General features: G+C 46.0%; 17 protein-coding genes and 3 pseudogenes. 5 read left to right on the top strand and 15 right to left on the bottom strand.

Annotated elements, in window-relative coordinates; translation table 11 throughout:
- Nucleotides 1–43: 43 nt before the first annotated feature.
- The 12 genes and pseudogenes from IEW48_RS04120 to IEW48_RS04070 all read right to left on the bottom strand — a co-directional run bounded on the left by IEW48_RS04120 (nt 44) and on the right by IEW48_RS04070 (nt 9,736).
- Nucleotides 44–1,942: a PrkA family serine protein kinase gene (locus IEW48_RS04120; RefSeq protein WP_188622697.1), complete on the bottom strand. Its 1,899-nt coding sequence runs from the start codon at nt 1,940–1,942 to the stop codon at nt 44–46.
- 251 nt (nt 1,943–2,193) lie between these two features.
- Nucleotides 2,194–2,448 (bottom strand): alanine:cation symporter family protein, encoded by a 255-nt coding sequence (locus IEW48_RS04115; protein WP_188622696.1) that lies wholly within the window; start codon nt 2,446–2,448, stop codon nt 2,194–2,196.
- A complete protein-coding gene (locus IEW48_RS17615) occupies nt 2,412–2,495 on the bottom strand; it encodes a hypothetical protein (protein WP_371874817.1) in 84 nt (27 codons plus the stop codon). The genes IEW48_RS04115 and IEW48_RS17615 overlap by 37 nt, the downstream gene beginning before the upstream one ends.
- Before the next feature lie 10 nt (nt 2,496–2,505).
- Nucleotides 2,506–2,745, bottom strand: a pseudogene (locus tag IEW48_RS04110) (alanine:cation symporter family protein); the annotation flags it as partial.
- A 242-nt stretch (nt 2,746–2,987) separates the two neighbouring features.
- Entirely contained in the window at nt 2,988–3,872 is an 885-nt protein-coding gene (locus IEW48_RS04105) for a fumarylacetoacetate hydrolase family protein (protein ID WP_188622695.1), read from the bottom strand.
- A 36-nt stretch (nt 3,873–3,908) separates the two neighbouring features.
- Nucleotides 3,909–4,586 (bottom strand): hypothetical protein, encoded by a 678-nt coding sequence (locus IEW48_RS04100; RefSeq protein WP_188622694.1) that lies wholly within the window; start codon nt 4,584–4,586, stop codon nt 3,909–3,911.
- 228 nt (nt 4,587–4,814) lie between these two features.
- Nucleotides 4,815–5,363: a TRAP transporter large permease subunit gene (locus IEW48_RS04095; protein WP_229703938.1), complete on the bottom strand. Its 549-nt coding sequence runs from the start codon at nt 5,361–5,363 to the stop codon at nt 4,815–4,817.
- A 73-nt stretch (nt 5,364–5,436) separates the two neighbouring features.
- Nucleotides 5,437–6,657, bottom strand: coding sequence for a M20 metallopeptidase family protein (locus IEW48_RS04090; protein ID WP_188622693.1), 1,221 nt, complete (start codon nt 6,655–6,657; stop codon nt 5,437–5,439).
- A 33-nt stretch (nt 6,658–6,690) separates the two neighbouring features.
- The gene (locus tag IEW48_RS04085) at nt 6,691–7,056 is read right to left on the bottom strand and encodes a DUF423 domain-containing protein (protein WP_007504737.1); all 366 of its coding nucleotides are present in this window, start codon (nt 7,054–7,056) and stop codon (nt 6,691–6,693) included.
- Nucleotides 7,057–7,390: 334 nt separating this feature from the next.
- Nucleotides 7,391–8,128 carry an HAD family hydrolase gene (locus IEW48_RS04080; protein ID WP_188622692.1) on the bottom strand — a complete coding sequence of 246 codons (738 nt, stop codon included), beginning with the start codon at nt 8,126–8,128 and terminating at the stop codon, nt 7,391–7,393.
- Nucleotides 8,129–8,174: 46 nt separating this feature from the next.
- Nucleotides 8,175–8,642, bottom strand: coding sequence for a tRNA (uridine(34)/cytosine(34)/5-carboxymethylaminomethyluridine(34)-2'-O)-methyltransferase TrmL (trmL, locus tag IEW48_RS04075; protein ID WP_188622691.1), 468 nt, complete (start codon nt 8,640–8,642; stop codon nt 8,175–8,177).
- 104 nt (nt 8,643–8,746) lie between these two features.
- Entirely contained in the window at nt 8,747–9,736 is a 990-nt protein-coding gene (locus tag IEW48_RS04070) for an amidase domain-containing protein (RefSeq protein WP_229703937.1), read from the bottom strand.
- A 249-nt stretch (nt 9,737–9,985) separates the two neighbouring features.
- Here IEW48_RS04070 and IEW48_RS04065 point away from each other — a divergent pair, with 249 nt between their 5' ends.
- The 4 genes and pseudogenes from IEW48_RS04065 to IEW48_RS04050 form a co-directional block, all read left to right on the top strand.
- Nucleotides 9,986–10,288: a hypothetical protein gene (locus IEW48_RS04065; protein WP_188622690.1), complete on the top strand. Its 303-nt coding sequence runs from the start codon at nt 9,986–9,988 to the stop codon at nt 10,286–10,288.
- A gap of 288 nt (nt 10,289–10,576) precedes the next feature.
- Nucleotides 10,577–11,536, top strand: coding sequence for an MBL fold metallo-hydrolase (locus tag IEW48_RS04060; RefSeq protein ID WP_229703936.1), 960 nt, complete (start codon nt 10,577–10,579; stop codon nt 11,534–11,536).
- Nucleotides 11,537–11,848: 312 nt separating this feature from the next.
- On the top strand, nt 11,849–12,034 hold the full coding sequence (locus tag IEW48_RS17610) for an FmdB family zinc ribbon protein (RefSeq protein ID WP_007504725.1): 186 nt from the start codon (nt 11,849–11,851) through the stop codon (nt 12,032–12,034).
- 162 nt (nt 12,035–12,196) lie between these two features.
- Nucleotides 12,197–12,481, top strand: a pseudogene (locus IEW48_RS04050) (alpha-amylase family glycosyl hydrolase); the annotation flags it as partial.
- Nucleotides 12,482–12,753: 272 nt separating this feature from the next.
- On the opposite strand, the gene asnB reads toward IEW48_RS04050, so the two are convergent.
- Complete coding sequence (asnB, locus tag IEW48_RS04045; RefSeq protein ID WP_188622689.1) at nt 12,754–14,601, bottom strand: asparagine synthase (glutamine-hydrolyzing); 1,848 nt, start codon at nt 14,599–14,601, stop codon at nt 12,754–12,756.
- 334 nt (nt 14,602–14,935) lie between these two features.
- On the opposite strand from asnB, the pseudogene IEW48_RS17605 reads away from it, so the two are divergent.
- Nucleotides 14,936–15,148, top strand: a pseudogene (locus IEW48_RS17605) (DUF2777 family protein); the annotation flags it as partial.
- Between the two features lie 149 nt (nt 15,149–15,297).
- On the opposite strand, the gene IEW48_RS04035 reads toward IEW48_RS17605, so the two are convergent.
- Nucleotides 15,298–15,705 (bottom strand): hypothetical protein, encoded by a 408-nt coding sequence (locus IEW48_RS04035; protein WP_188622688.1) that lies wholly within the window; start codon nt 15,703–15,705, stop codon nt 15,298–15,300.
- 120 nt (nt 15,706–15,825) lie between these two features.
- Nucleotides 15,826–16,119, bottom strand: coding sequence for a Dph6-related ATP pyrophosphatase (locus IEW48_RS17600; protein ID WP_188622687.1), 294 nt, complete (start codon nt 16,117–16,119; stop codon nt 15,826–15,828).
- Nucleotides 16,120–16,548: the final 429 nt, after the last annotated feature.

Raw genomic sequence — 16,548 nt, 5'->3', positions numbered from 1 at the left:
TAAAGTGCCGCTTCACATTGATACTACACCGAAAGCAAGGAGTTTAACGGTTGAGCAAGCTGCCCACATAGCGCAACAAATCGTTGGCTGAAGCAGGGGTATAACCGTGTTCTTCCACCAAGCGATTGATGACTTCATTGATCTTTTTCAACTGATTTTCATCGGGGGTTTTGGATGAGGTGGTAATTTTAACAACATCCTTCAAATCGGCAAACAACTTTTTCTGAATGGCCTCGCGTAGGCGTTCGTGGGAATTGTAATCAAATTTTTTCCCTTTTCGGGCATAAGCGGAAATGCGGATCAAAATCTCTTCACGGAACGCTTTCTTGGCATTTTCAGAGATGCCGATTTGCTCTTCAATGGAGCGCATCAGCTTTTCATCGGGATCCAGTTCTTCGCCGGTAATGGGATCGCGGATTTTTTGCCAGTTGCAGTAAGCCTCTACATTATCCAGGTAATTCTCCAGCAAGGTTTTGGCTGATTCTTCATAGGAGTAAACAAACGCTTTTTGCACCTCTTTTTTGGCCAGTTCATCATACTCCTTGCGGGCCACAGAGATGAAGTTCAGAAATCTTTCCCGCTGTTCCTTCGTGATCGACGGGTGGGTATCTAATCCTTCTTTTAAGGAGCGTAACACATCCAGGGCGTTGATATAATCTTTGTCAGTGCTGATCAAGGCGCTGGAGATACGGTTAATCACATAACGGGGGTCAATGCCGCTCATACCTTCATCCGGGTGCTCATTGCGCAATTCTTCCAAATCTGTCTCTTTAAATCCGTCAACCTCTTTTCCGTCATACAGCTTCAATTTTTTCAACAAATCCACACCGCTCTTTTTCGATTCTTTAAGGCGGGTCAAAATAGAGAAAATGGCAGCTGCACGTAAGGTGTGAGGGGCAATATGTTTATCGGCGACATCGCTCTCTTTGATCAATTTTTCGTAAATTCGCTCTTCTTGGGTAACTGACAGGTTATAGGGAATGGGTATCACAATCATGCGGGATTGTAACGCTTCGTTTTTCTTGTTGCTGATAAAGGATCGGTACTCTGCTTCGTTGGTATGGGCCACAATCAGTTCATCAGCACTGATCAGGGCAAAGCGGCCCGCCTTGAAGTTACCTTCCTGGGTTAAGGAGAGCAGATTCCACAAAAATTTCTCATCACACTTCAACATCTCCTGAAACTCCATCAGTCCCCGGTTGGCCTTATTCAACTCTCCATCAAAACGGTAGGCTCTGGGATCGGATTCTGAACCAAATTCAGTGATGGTGGAGAAATCGATGCTCCCCGTCAGATCGGCAATATCTTGGGATTTGGGGTCGGATGGGCTGAATGTCCCTATTCCCACCCGTTTGGATTCGGACAGAAAAACCCGCTCTACAATGACATCTTCCACCCGGCCGTTATACTCTTCTTCCAGTCTCAGCTGACAAACGGGACACAACTCCCCCTCGATTTTGACCCCATAATCCTGTTCAAATTCAGGCCTTAGCTCATGGGGAATCAGGTGCAAGGGTTCTTCATGCATAGGGCAGCCCTTGATGCCGTATAGGGCGCCTTCATCAGTGCGTGAAAACTGTTCCAATCCTTTTTTCAACAGGGTGACAATGGTCGATTTTCCCCCGCTGACCGGTCCCATCAAGAGCAAAATACGTTTTCTGACATCCAAACGTTTGGCTGCTGAGTGGAAATACTCTTCCACCAGACGTTGGATCGCTTTGTCTAGCCCATATAATTCACGGCTGAAGAACAAATACTCCTTGGTCCCATCTTCTTTCTCTTCCAGCCCAGCATGTTTGATCATGTTATATACTCTCGCATGAGCAGTACAGGCCACATGGGGCTGCTGCTTGACAATCTTCAAATACTCGGCAAATGTCCCTTCCCAACGCAGCTTTTCCTCTTTCTCTTTCTGAGCTGCAATACGTTTTAAAATATCCATACAGGACCTCCCCTCCCTGTGGTGATAAGCGTCCCTGCCCCTAATCAGTTTATTATCACTATATTCAGGAATCAGCGAAAAATGATAGCGTGATTTTTTAGAGAAAGGTTATTATTAATCTATGCAATGCATAGACATGTAGCTACTTGAATAAAGTTTATTTTTGTCCAAAAAAAGACAGCACGGTTTTTGGTCCGTGCCATCTTGTCTCTCACTATCCAGATATGCCAAACCAGGTTATTTACAGACTTTCACTGATTCTTTGGATCAAAGAACTCTTTCACTAGCCGGAAAAACTCTTTTCTTAGCATGAATAAGGCCAGCAGGTTAGGGATCGCCATGACGGCCAAGGCAATTGAGCCTAAAGTCCAAACCACGTTCAGCTCCGGCCCAACGGCAAAGATAATGGGAATCACATATACCCAGCGGGAGATCTTAACCCCCTTTTCGCCAAACAAAATGGAACAAATCACAATGGTATCAAAGAATGTTTCAAATGCGCCCACAAGCCTTGGCGTGCAGGATGATCAGTTTGAGCCACTGCATGTGCCATAGGGGCACTTCCTTGTCCCGAGCCCTCGTTCAATATAGTACATTGGACCGCCGTAATAGCTACCCTGCTCCGTTTTCTGACGGTACCGGACGGCCAATGTCACTTCTGCCATCTTGGTCATCATACCCAAGAAGGCGACCACCCACATCCAGAACACAGCACCCGGACCGCCTAAGGCAATGGCGGTCGCCACTCCGGCCATATTACCCGTGCCAACAGTACTGGCCAATGCCGTGCTTAACGATTCAAAAGGTTATAGCATACCATCTGGGGATACCCCACAAAAAATTTTCAACCGTCTCTGATAAGGATAGGATAAAGTCCATTTCCTATGGTTGATCCCAAGTGTCCCCTGTTGCTATTTAGCTATATTTTTAATTGTAACGAAATTTAAGTGACCTGTATTTTACAACGCTTTAACAAGCCCTCCATCCACAAGTAATGCTTGTCCGGTCACATATGTGTTGGCTGAAACCTAAATCCATTGTTACATCACCTCTTTTTCAAATCTTGTACTGGATTAACCAATTTTTCAAAACCATCGATATGGCATTCAACCACATCGCCGTCACGAATGGGCACCGCCCCCGGGGTACCTGTAGAGATAATATCTCCCGGAAGCAAACTCATCACTTTAGAGTGGAAGGAAACAAGGTACCACGGACCAAAGGTCATATTGGACACCACATTTTGTCGATGAATTTGACCATTAATGACAGTGGCAACAGAGAGCTTATGTACATCTTCCACTTCATCTGGAGTAACCAGATGAGGTCCGAAACTGAAGAAAGTATCAAAACTTTTGGAGCGTGTCAAATATCTAGGATTTTTCTGCAAAATATCTTCTGCTGTCATATCAATGATGTTGGTAAAACCAGCTATAACATGGGGAGCATCCTCCTCCGAGACATCCTTGCAAGGCTTGCCAATGATAATACCCAATTCCGCTTCGGCCGTTGTCCGCTCCGATTGAAGGGGAATTTTGATCGTATCATGGGGACCGATTATTGTTGTATCAGGCTTCATAAAACTGGCCGGTTCTGTATTGGGCGCTTTCTCACTTAAGTCAGCAGCATGCTCCACATAATTAAGCCCAATCCCCCAAATTTTGCGCGGGTGACGATATAAAGGCTCATATTTCACTTCATCGAGTGAAAGGAGATGTTCCCGGTCGTTTTCTAACAGCTCTCTTCCATCCTGACGATACCATTGATTCATCTCTTCAAGCTGCTGTTCTTGAATAATTTCAAAAATCTGGGTGGCCCAATTTTTATTCCATTTCTCATTTACTTTTTCCACCGTATACAATCCTTTACTGGTGACAACAGCAGCACATGTATGACCAGTCTTTTTCACTGTAATGGTTGCCAAACGCATGAAAATTCCCCCTTATTCTTGCTGGGTTTAGCCATCTCAGCACCTCCCGTTGTGAACCAAAAGTCGGTTAACTAACTCCTTTCGCTGGTCAAAATCAAGGGTACATGTCCGAACCACCTTATAGTCCTTACCCGCTCTATCCATCTCCTCGAGAACAGGTTTGGAGACTAAAACTCGTTTAAGATGCAAGGTGTTGGGGATCTGCACCACTTTCAAAGATTCAAGATTCACATCTGGCCCTAAACTCTTAACTGCCGCTTCAATAGCTTCCTTCTCTGTCGGGTAAATGAACGGGATCATTGCCCGGCGTAAGTTGGTACTGGTCAAGGCATTTGTGTAGGTGGCATGCAGATCGATCTTGTCAAATAACTTGCGAGTCGTAAAGTCGGCTAACCCAATCCCTTGAGCATTACCGAATGATTGATGGGCCAAGTCAAGGACGACAATGCGTTTCACATCAGGCACTTCAGGTTCGGGTATATCATCCATTCTCCAGCGGCCGATAATGTTGGGGTCCATTCCTGTCCCGCTGTAAATCTTACCCATTTCTTCAACGATGAGTATATCAATCTGTGCGACCGGCAAGCTGGGCATCATGGCTTTAGCCTTTTTGAGCAATATCTCTTCTTTGTCGTGCCACTCTTCCCTCGCCACTCCAACAATATCAGCAGTTTCTTCGTAAGCGTTTTCCACAATGGCCAGACCCACTGACATACTCCCACCACCTGCGCTAACGCTTAGAGGTGGGGGCTTCTCGGGTAATCCCATCTCATGATGGGAAGTTGACCGAGCGATCCCCGTGTGCCCCACGGTTCTGGGTAACTTGATGTAGCCATCGGCAAGCTTAAGCCAAACACCCCTACCATGCCTGTCAGCAAAGTGAGAATAATTTTGAACACTGACAATGAATCACCGTTGGCACCTTGCATGACCATAACCGGATTATAGGCAATCATGAAGGGGATGATAAATCCGGGTAATGCTAAACGAAAAAGCTGTCCATCCTGTTCTCATGGCATCCGCCCCGGCTATTCCAGCAGCAGTATAGGAAGCCAGAGCAACAGGAGGAGTGATGTTGGATAGCACCCCAAACCAGAATACAAAGAAGTGAGCGGCAACTGGGTGAACGCCTGCTTCCACCAGAGCAGGGGCTGCAGTTACAGCCACAACAATGTACAGTGCAGTGGAGGGCAAACCCATACTTAAAACAATACAAGTTATCATCACCAAGAGCAGGATAACCCATAGAATTCCACCTGAAATATTGATAATGTTATACGCCATAACCGATCCTAGTCCGGTCATGCTAACGACACCGATAATAATACCGATCGCCGCACAAGCAACCCCCACTTGAAGTGTTCCTTTTGCCCCTTCAATTAAGGCCTCAATGGCTTTACGAAAATTGATGCCATGTCCTTTGGCCAACCAACTGGCAATGATGGTCGTAATAATACCAGCAAATCCAGCATACAAGGGTGTTTTTCCCATGAGTAAGGTTGTAATCCATCAACTAAGCAGGTGGACAAATGCCACCTGCTGTTAAGTTAATAATCTGTTGAAGTTACTGAGCTTTGAAGCGGTTCAAACTCTCTTCCACCTTCAGCTTCCCATCAGCCCAATAATCCAATACAGCGGAGATAAACAATTGTCCAATGACCAGCATGGCCCGCTCATCCACATCAAACTTGGGATGATGATGAGGATAAACTGCATCCAGCTCCGGGTTTCCCCCTCCGACAAAGAAGAAGGTGCCCGGTACCTTTTGCAGATAGTAGGCAAAATCTTCCCCGCCCATGACCGGCTCCATATTCGTCACTTTACCAGTTCCAAACAATTGCTCGGCCAACCGTTTGACCCGCCGGGTTTCCTCCACATGATTGTACAAAGCAGGATAACCGCGGCGATATTCATATTTGGCTGTGGCCCCCATTTGCTCACAAGTGCCTTTAACCACCTGGCCAATCCATTCCTCCACCATACTTCTCACGTCTTCATCAAAGGTGCGCACGGTTCCCTTTAGATGGGCAGAATGAGGGATAACGTTAAAGGCCTCTCCAGAATGGAAAGATCCAACCGTAACCACCGCTGACTTCAGCGGATCAACCCGGCGGCTGACAATGTTCTGCAAATTGACCACCAGCTGGCTGGCGGTCACCAAGGGATCTACAGTAAGATGAGGCTGAGCCCCGTGCCCGCCCCTGCCGGTCACTTCTATCTCAAAAGCGTCAGCTGCAGCCATGGCATACCCTTCACAAAAACCGACCGTGCCATAAGGCAATCCGGCCCACACATGGGCGCCGTAAATCACATCTACCCCATCAAGGCAACCGTCTTCAATCATGGGTTTGGCTCCCCCAGGCGCCAATTCTTCAGCAAATTGGTGTATAAACACCACGGTACCTGCCAGTTGTTCTTTCACTTCACTCAACACAGCAGCCACACCCAGCAAGGCTGCGGTGTGCAGATCATGACCGCAGGCATGCATTTTCCCCGGTATTCTGGAGCGGTAGGGCACCTCTTTTTCATCCTGAATGGGCAAAGCATCAAAGTCGGCTCTCAAAGCCACTGTTTTGCCTGGCTTTTCGCCCCGCAAAATACCTACAACTCCGCGCCCGCCTACGCCCGTCCTCACCTCAAGGCCCAGTTCTGTTAGAAAGCGGGCGATTTTTTTGGGAGTTTCCACTTCTTCAAAGGAGATTTCCGGATACATGTGCAAATCCCGCCGGAATTCAACCAGCCGGGGATAGATCTCCCGCAAGCGGTCAAACAGTTGCTGCAACATACCCACCTCTCCTCTCCATTCAAAGGTCAAATCTTATCTCAATGCAGCAAGTACAACTAAAATCCAGCCGGTTAAAAAGGCCACACCACCGATGGGGGTAATCGCACCCAGCTTAGTGATTCCTGTCATGCTCAAGACATACAAACTGCCGGAAAAAAGGAGAATCCCCAAAGCGAGTATCCAACCCGCCCAGTTGAGCAAGTTGGAGGGCATAACATGAACCAGTACACCGACTAAGATGAGCCCCAGCGCATGAACCAAATGGTATTGCACACCCGTTTGATAAATCTCCAGCATCTCCGGGGAGAGTTTTCCCTTCAGTCCATGGGCACCGAAGGCCCCCAAGGCAACCCCTAAGCAAGCCATAGCAGCTCCCAGCGCAACAAACAACTTAGCCAAGCTCCTTACCTCCTTGACTTAGATTCATCTTTAGCATACCGTTTTTGCAGTGATTTTGCCAATCCTCACGCCCTGACAGCAACAGAACGTTATTTGTGAAAATTTTTTAAAGACAAGCTGAACCAGCCGCTCATGTTTTGCATTCGGAGGCCTGACAAAGTATAATAAGGGAAGAATTTAACCTAGGAGGGCCTATAACATGGGATTGATTATCATCCTTTTAGTTACAGCTGGATTTCTGGCAGCCATCTTCACTGGCGGGTACAATGATAAACCGGATACGGGCCGCTAATCACTAAAAGCAGGGACCTCGTCCACCGAAGCCCCTGCTTTTTTAGTTGCCAAAAGTGGCGGGTGCAAACAGACCTTTCCGCTCCTTCAGTTTTTCATATAAATCGGCCAAGGTGCCCCGGTCATCGACACGATATTGCGGCTGCCCCCGGTCAATCACATATCCCTCCACTAAAAACGTTTTCATGCCTGCCTGGCTGGCTGACATATCTTCCTGCATATCATTGCCGACCATGATACATTGCTCCGGTTGCACCTGGAGTGTTTCACAGATCCATTCATAATAATGGCGGTGGGGCTTGGTAAAGCAACACTCTTCATAAACCGTCACCAACTCAAACGGAATATGATCCACACCAGCCCAGGTTAAACGGTGAAGAATGGCTTGGCGGGGAAAAACGGGATTGGTGGCCACAGCCACCCGATACCCCTGCTGAAGGGCTTCCTCCACCACTTGTGCGGCCAGCGGTGTAGGCTGGCACAGATGGGACAAGGCAGGGAAAACCTGGCTGTAAAATTCGTCAAACACAGGCCAAATCTCCTCTTTGTTTAACTGGGTCAGTTGCAAAAATGTCTCGGTAAACACCTGTTCGTTTGTTTTGTCGGGATCCAAGTTGGTGATCATGGCTTCCGTTGCCGCCCACAGCGCTTTAATAAATATGGCGGAGTCGATGCAGGAAGACACTTTCTTCGCTAAAACCTGTAAATAGTTGTGCACAAACTGTTCCGTATCCATTGGCAGCAATGTTCCGTCAAGATCAAACAGTATCACTTTGGCCATGAACAGAACTCCTTCGGGTTGTTTTGTCAACGCGAGAAAAGCCTGTCTATTTCAGTTCAAAAAAAGAAACCTGCCTTAAGGCTTCATAAACCATAATGGCAGCCGTGTTGGACAGATTAAGGGATCGGACATGTTCGGTGCTCATCGGAATCCGCACCCAAGTGTCCCGGTGTTGCTCCAGTATGTCCTGCGGTATACCGCTCGTTTCCTTGCCAAAAACAAAAAAGTCACCATCCCGGTACTTAACATCCGTATACAGGCGCGGGGCTTTAGTTTCCACAAAAAAGAAGCGGTGTCCTTTGTATTTGGACAGCAACTCCTCGAGGGAATCGTAATAATGAATTTCCACGGCATGCCAGTAATCACAACCGGCCCGTTTCAACATCCGGTCATCAGTGGAAAACCCCATGGGGCGGATAATGTGTAACGGTGTTTGGGTAGCGGCACAGGTTCGGGCGATATTGCCGGTATTGTAGGGTATCTCTGGCTGGTACAAAACGATATGAAAACTCAAAGTCGTTCACCTCTCCTGTCACCCCCATTATACACCATCCTTGTCCTGTAAAAAATCCAAGTGCCCTGCTCCTGTGTTTCACCTTTTTTAAATAGGATATCACGTCAAACGATGATATGAAAAAATTTGTACTGAATGTTGGGGGTCCAAGCAGAAGAGTCTCTGTAAGTCCAGTAGCGGTTTTGGCTGTTGGTGGTGTGGGCATTGACCAGCGGCTCGTTGTGGGCATCTTTGGCCACCACGATGGTGGTGTGCTGCCAGCGCCCATCCCCGTCAAAGTCATAGCAGATCACATCACCGGGTTCCAATTCGCGGGCCGATTGAACTTCCCTGGCTCTGAGTCCCGAAGTGCTGCCAGCCAAATACCAGCGCAAGGAATGGGCGACCGCCCAACTGAAACTCCAATTTGGCGGTGTTTCAAAGCGGTACCACCAGCCTTTGGTCCGATCCCGGGAATAGGCCAAAGGTGCACCACCGGCCCATAAGCACTGGGAAACGTAATTGGTACAGTCTACTTCAAAGTGTTTAAATTGCGGGTTGTAACTGTTCCACCAACGGTGAGCATATTCAACTGCCCGGTGGCGGTTATACCCTCTAGACATCTCATACATCTCATCTGTATATCTTTCACCTTGCTCAGCTCTTTGATGCATGCTGCCAGACTGTGCTCCGGCCAGCAACGGTTCTTCATCCAGTGGAGGAGACAGATTCATCCCCCCCTGTCCTTCTTCTTCCACCTGTTTATCCTCCGTGACCCACCAACCGTTTTTGTTTTTCAACACGCAGATACGAGACTCCATCCACGATTGACGAAACTGGCATCCCTCTTGCTCCAAGTCCCAACTAACTCCCACGCGGTACCATATATTGACATTAGGATTCTCCTCGGCCACATTCAATACCTCGATCTTACTGGTTGAGCGCTTAAGTTCCACTTTTCTGTCCCGCAAATCCTCTCTGACCCGTTCCCAACGTGCCAGTTCGCGCACGGTAGAAATGTCTGTTTCCTCTGGGAACCCCCCTGCTTGCAAGTTTAGATAGTGACGATTGCGTTTGTCCCAAAAGCTTTGAAAGGTTTCTTTCCACCCAGCCAATCCCGTTCCTCCTTTTCCAGCAGTATTTAACCATGACCTGCCAACATCAGCGTTGCCATGTGACGTTACTAATTATATGCGTATAAAACAAAGTTAGCCTTGATTTGACAAAAGAAGTGTTTTTTCATCGAAGGATACGACAAAGACAGGTGCGAATATACCTATACAAAACAAACCACAGGTCTATGACCAGCCAGTGGGGCTCTCTGCACCGTGGTTAGCCAAAAATGATATGGGAGGGGAAACTGTATGAAGCATAGATATGTCAAAAGCCCAATGATAACGGTGAGTGCCCGTTTGCCGGAGGATGATGCCGAACTGTTTCAATTGATTTGCGAAGAATACCACCTGACCCCCAGCGAGGTGATTCGCCACTTGATTCAAACCTTTATCTCGCAAACATTTGAGGTTGAACCCCAATCCCGGGAATACAGCATTCATGATTTCGAAGCTTACCAGAAACAGAAAGAAATTGAGAAGTTTTATGAAAGTTTCCGGGAAATGAACAAGGAAAGAATCAAGGGGACAATATTGAAGATTAGCAATATGTAAAGAGATGCCAAAATTATGAAGGGGCTGCCCAGCTGAGAGGCAGCCCCTAATTGTGCAGCGTTAAGCTATGCTGTTTATACACTCACGAATTGGTTCGATAACCCATTTTAATTTTAAAAATAAGAAGGAGAATGAAATCAAAGTGTTTCGTGAGGCATTAGACTTCTTCAACCAATATCTCTGATTTTGGTGTCAGCCGGGATGGTTTCCAATAGTAGACCCAATAGTAGAACTTTTCTGTTTATGCTATCATAGACGGTAAATGGCAGGAGAGGGAGCTGAAGAGTTTTGGACACAAATAAGATGGAGAAGCTAAATATCCGCTTACATCGTATTCCTTTGCCTTTTCGCCTCAATCATGTTAATACCTGGCTGGTAAAAGAGGAGCACGGCTACACGGTGATTGATACGGGATTAAATCACCCTGATGCGGAAGCAGCCTGGGCAAAAGTATTGGCAGAGCATCCCATCCGGAGCATTATTATCACCCATTACCATCCGGATCATTATGGCTATGCTGGCCGCCTGCAAGCGTTAACCGGTGCAGAAGTGTGGATGAGCAAACGGGATCAGGAAATGGCCCGGGAGATCTGGAGCCATAAGCGTTTAACTTTGTTTGAACAACACTATCTCGCTTGCGGTCTGTCCAAGGAGCTGGCCCGCCGGCTGAGTGAGAATATCACCGGCTTTAGCCGCTATGTGCTCCCCCACCCAGAAGTGACACGCTTTTTAGCAGACGGCGATGAGCTTGAATTGGGCGGCCACCGCTATGAAGTGATTGCCGTACCTGGCCATGCGGAAGGGATGCTTAATTTTTACAATCGTGAGCATGGGCTTTTGATTGCCGCTGACCATGTGTTGCCCAAAATCACACCCAATATCTCCTACTGGTTCATGGGTGAGCCCAACCCGCTGGCCCGTTATTTGCAATCACTGAACAAGATACAAGCCTATCCGATCCAGTTAGTGCTGCCTTCCCACGGCAGCCCGTTTACCAACGTCCAGCAACGCATTGATGAAATCATCAGCCACCATCAAAAGCGCCTGGATCTGGCCTTGGCAGCCACCCGTCAGCCGGCCACAGTATACGAAGTCAATGAGCAACTGTTTAGTCAGGGTCTGACTGAACACGAATTGCGCTTTGCTATCGGTGAAACCATCGCTCACTTGGAGTATCTGGTCTACAAGCAACAAGTGCGTAAATTTATGAAAGATGGCCAGTGGTTCTATGAGCGGGTAAGTGATTGAACCCTTAAGCCCTTGTGCAAGCCAACAGGCAGTGCCAAGGGTTTTCGTTCTTTTATTGAATTCCTCAGTTAGGATTGGGCAGGGGTGTCGTATTATGTAAATTGCAAGTAGTGTTCACTGTTATCCAGCGAGGGTGAAACAGACGTTATTGGGAAGGTTGACATACAGACGTTGCGTTTTTATCCTGTACGTAGGGGCGGGTTGTATCTCCGGAACTTACTGTTTTAAAAAAAGAGTAATATTATAACCTGGTCCCTTTTTAACCTTGACATACTGACAAGTTCAGATGCAGCATCCAGGAGGTGATGAAAGATGCCACGCTATGATTTTCGCTGTCTGAACTGCGGGCATGAATATGAAAAATGGGTATCCTATTCACAGAAAGAAGCAGTCACCTGTCCTCAGTGTGAAAGTAAACAAAAGGAAATCATATTTAAGGCAACGGTAAAAGGGCCTATAGCCAACTCCACTTGTTCGCCCAGTTCCGGTTTTTCCTGAGCAAATTAATATGGGGAAGCGGTCGCTTCCCACTGGTCCCTTAAAATAGCTGATTAGGCAGTAAAAAAAGACACCTTAAGTGGTCGGAAATATCTCGATATGGATGATTATCTAATCTGGCGAAATAGCCAATCTGCTAAAACACATGCCAAAGTTACACGAATCATATTAATCACGCCGGCTACTTCAGGTATATTGGCCAGTGGCTGTTCTCCATCCTCTGCTGTCTATTCTCCCGAGAAACTTCCGGAAACCACGGAACTTGTTGACCATTGGCCCCATGGCGTTTTTTATGAAATTTTCGTCATGTCCTTTTACGATTCAGATGGAGATGGAATTGGCGACATTCAGGGTATGACAGCAAAACTGGATTATTTACAAGAATTGGGGGTCGAAGGAGTGTGGCTGATGCCCATTTCTCCATCTCCCAGTTATCATAAGTACGATGCTAAGTCAATGGAATGATCCGCAATCGCTTCTTCATCACTATAAGACCTTGATTCATGTCCGACGCTCATCCGATATTCTGGTGCTTGGGGAGATTGAACGTTCAACGATCCGTCAGGAAGGTGTGCTTGCCTACCGTAGAGTTCTGCATGATGAGGCCATGCTCGTGATCCACAATCTAAAAAGTAAAATCTAGCTTTTTTTAAAAAAAGATCATTTCTGTTCATATTTAGAAACTGCATAGACAAAAAGAGCTGCGACAAAGGCAGCTCTTATTCTTTTATGGTAATGCCGTATTTTTGGAACCAAACATGCACTTGGCCAAGATACGCCAATAGTTGTGGTCCTGTCATTAACTGTCCAAACCAAGGCGCTTGGAATGATTTTCCTTCTGTTTCCACCAACTCTTCTAATTTTTTCGCATCAAAAAATTCATAAAGAATCGATGAGCGGTCGTGCAATAATTCTTTTACCCAATTTTTTACTAGCTTCGTATAAAACGGATGGTGGGTTTTCGGATACGGGCTTTTTTTGCGATATACTACTTCCTCTGGTAAAATTCCTTCCAATGCCTTGCGCAAAATGCCTTTTTCGCGGTTGCCGTACATTTTCATCTCCCAAGGTATATTCCAAACATATTCTACTAACCGATGATCGGCAAACGGCACGCGAACTTCTAAACTCGCTCCCATACTCATGCGGTCTTTTCGATCCAAAAGCGTTGTCATAAACCAAATCATGTTCAAATAAAACAATTCGCGCCGCTTCGCATCTTCCGCACTTTCCCCTTCCAGTCTTGGAACCTCCGCGATCGTTTCACCAAAGCGCTTTTGTACATAACCATCCAGCTGCAATTTCTTTTTCCAATCTTCTTTTAACAAATCGATCCGTGCCTCTGTCGAACGCATCCAAGGGAATCCGTTCCGCGCTAATTCGTCAGGACGGTGAAACCATGGGTAGCCGCCAAAAATTTCGTCCGCACATTCCCCGGATAAACTAACGACAAAATCTTTTCTTATTTCTTTGCAAAACCATAGCAACGAAGAGTCCACATCCGCCATGCCTGGGACATCACGGACGATCACCGCTTCTTGTAAATGATGAAACAACTCTTCCTGACTAATGACACAATGATGATGGACGGTTTGGAATGTTTTTGACATTAGTTCAATCCAAGGCGCATCGGCATTTGGCTGAAAATCATTTGCTTTGAAATATTGGTCGTTCCCTTCATAATCAATCGAATACGTATGAAGTCGCCCTTTTCCTTCCTTTTCAAACGCCATTGCCGCAATGGCAGTAATGGAACTGGAATCAACCCCGCCTGATAAAAACGTACAAACAGGCACATCAGAAACAAGTTGGCGCGTAACAGCATCGATAAGAAGAAAACGGAGTTTTTCTACCGTTTCACCGAACGAATCTCTATGCACATCGCTTTGAACATTCCAGTAGCGCCATACTTTTATTCCTTTACGGGAAAACGTTAGAGCATGCGCTGGGCGCAATTCTTTCATTCCGCGAAACACGCCATGCCCTGGTGTCCGTGACGGACCTAATCCAAACACTTCTGCTAGTCCTTCATAGTCCACTTCTGCTTTTACTTCCGGATGTGCCAAAATTGCTTTCATTTCCGAACCAAACAAAAGACTATCATGGACATGCCGATAAAAAAGCGGCTTCACGCCAAGTCGGTCCCGCGCTAAAAATAGCTCTTCGCGCTGTTCATCCCAAATCGCAAAGGCAAAAATTCCGTTAAAATAGTCGACACAGCCCTCTCTCCACTCTATATAAGCGTTTAATAGTACTTCCGTATCCGAATGCCCTTGGAATGTATATCCTCTTTTTAATAGTTCTTGACGAATATCTTCAGTATTGTATAATTCTCCGTTATAACAAACGGTATAACGATACCCATTTTTCATTCTTGTCATCGGCTGTTTGCCGCCTGCTGGGTCGACCACGATCAGACGCTTATGTCCAAACGCGGCATGTTCGCTAAACCAGGCATTCGTATCGTCAGGTCCACGTTTCGCTAATGTTTCTGTCATTTTAAAGATAATCTCTTTTTCTATTCGCAAATCGCGCTGAAAATCAACCCAACCGGTGATACCACACATACGAACCAATCCTTTCTTTATAAATAACAAAAAAGTTGTTTCATTTTAACATGACATGCTCCGAACGCCTTCCTTTTCTTTTTCTTGGCCAAAACAATCTATCTCCCGTTGAAACATGCTGTAGGATTGTTTATCCACTCACTGGCTATCCACATGGATCATCGATAGCTCTGTCCGCTTTCGCTTTCTTTTCATCACATTATGCATTCTCCCTATTGGCATGATTCCATTTTATGCAGCACCTCTCATTTCGATGAATTGTCCGATTATAAGAGCAATGCGAATAAATGGAAGACAATTTGACAAAACAGGAAATAAAGGAGGGGAAGGTAAATTGAATATCGAACAACGGCTTCAATGCATAAACGAGCAAAAACGCGCTTATATACATGGAACGATTGAATTCGCAAACGGCGAGTGGATATTTTTTGATGAAGAAAATGAGGAAGCATCATTGCTAGAGGAAATGACAGAAGGGAATATAGAGATTTTCCGCCATGGTCATTGGATGTGCGGTCACCTGCAAAAAGCAGGGATCGTTGATATGATAAATAGAACATTATCTGAACATTCAGTCTTACCTTATTTAGTTCCAAAGGATAAATTAAATAGAGCTAATGCGTTTTATATAGGATCATCTACAGTTGAAGGCTTTATGATGACCACACAACGAACCTTCATTGATAAAGCATACCGCTAAGTTTGCGATGATCTCACACTGCTGGGAATTTGAAAAAGTACATAATAACGGGTCCACATCTCACTTTCAATGATCAAAGTGGCTTCTCCCCGTTTAAATAGAAAAGCAGAACCCATTTGCTCCACCAATTGCCATCCTCTGTCGGTCATCATATCCTGCAGTTGTTCATAGGCTTCACCCTGTCTAGCTACATACCACTCATATCCGTCCTCTTCTGTCACTTTGGCCAACTTACCTTCAGCCAGCTTGAGAACATGAAGTACGTCCCGCTTTGTTGCGGAGTCAAAGGGCAAGGATGGATAATATGCTTTTGAATAATAGAGAAGACTGCCCGTCAAGACCAGAATGCTGAATGCAAGAAGTATCGCCTTTTTCAGTGATGTCAACTTCCTCATTTTGGCCATATAGAATGCTCCCCCTCATCCCCAGTCGTTTAGCCACATTAACCATACTAGCGAACCAGAAAGCGATTTCGCAAACTTCATGCATGGAAGATCGACCAGTCCACAAAGCTATAATTTTCATCACACACCCACCTTTACACCCTGCTCTTTAAAACGGCGCAACTGATCAACAAAGACGCTCTCATAACTGGTCCATGAAGCTGATCGAGTCACCAGCGGTATCTTCAAGCTTTGAGCCTGGTTTTCCAACAAAGGTTTCGGGAGCCCGTGGGCCCTAGAACGGACACCGTTTTCTTCAAACATGGTGAAAAGAAAGCGGGGTTTCCCACTGTTCCGCAAGGCATGGTAAAGCGCCAAGGTCGAATCTTTTCCCCCGCTCCATGAAATGAAAAAAGGCTGATCGGATATGCACACGGATAGGTTACCTACTTGTTCCTTCGATTTTTATGTTAACATTTTAGCACTTTACTTGATACTTGTAGAATGAGCCTGTCATTTAATGGAGATATAGGATTTACAGATAGCGAATAGAGAAAAATATCTGAGCGCTAATGATTTGCTCAGTCATTAAGGATTCCATTGGCTAAACTGGAGATTTGTTGTCACAATGATGCTCCGCATCTCATAACACATCGCCTGGCTCTAATGGCGTAAGCCGAGCTAAATCTAGTTTCAACGGAGCAGAAGGTAACGTGACCAGTTGATTGGAACGCTCATAAATAGGGATTGCTGAAAAAGTTTCATTTTTTAAGTTTTAACTTGCTCAATTTAAGTTTCTTGGTAGACTATTTTTTTCTTGAAGACGTAAGTAAAACCATATAGCAAAAAAAGACAAAAAGAGAG

The organism is Caldalkalibacillus thermarum (genome assembly GCF_014644735.1).
Taxonomy (GTDB): domain Bacteria; phylum Bacillota; class Bacilli; order Caldalkalibacillales; family Caldalkalibacillaceae; genus Caldalkalibacillus; species Caldalkalibacillus thermarum.
The sequence above is the reverse complement of the archived record's forward strand: the minus strand, read 5'-3'. Positions and strand labels throughout refer to the sequence as shown.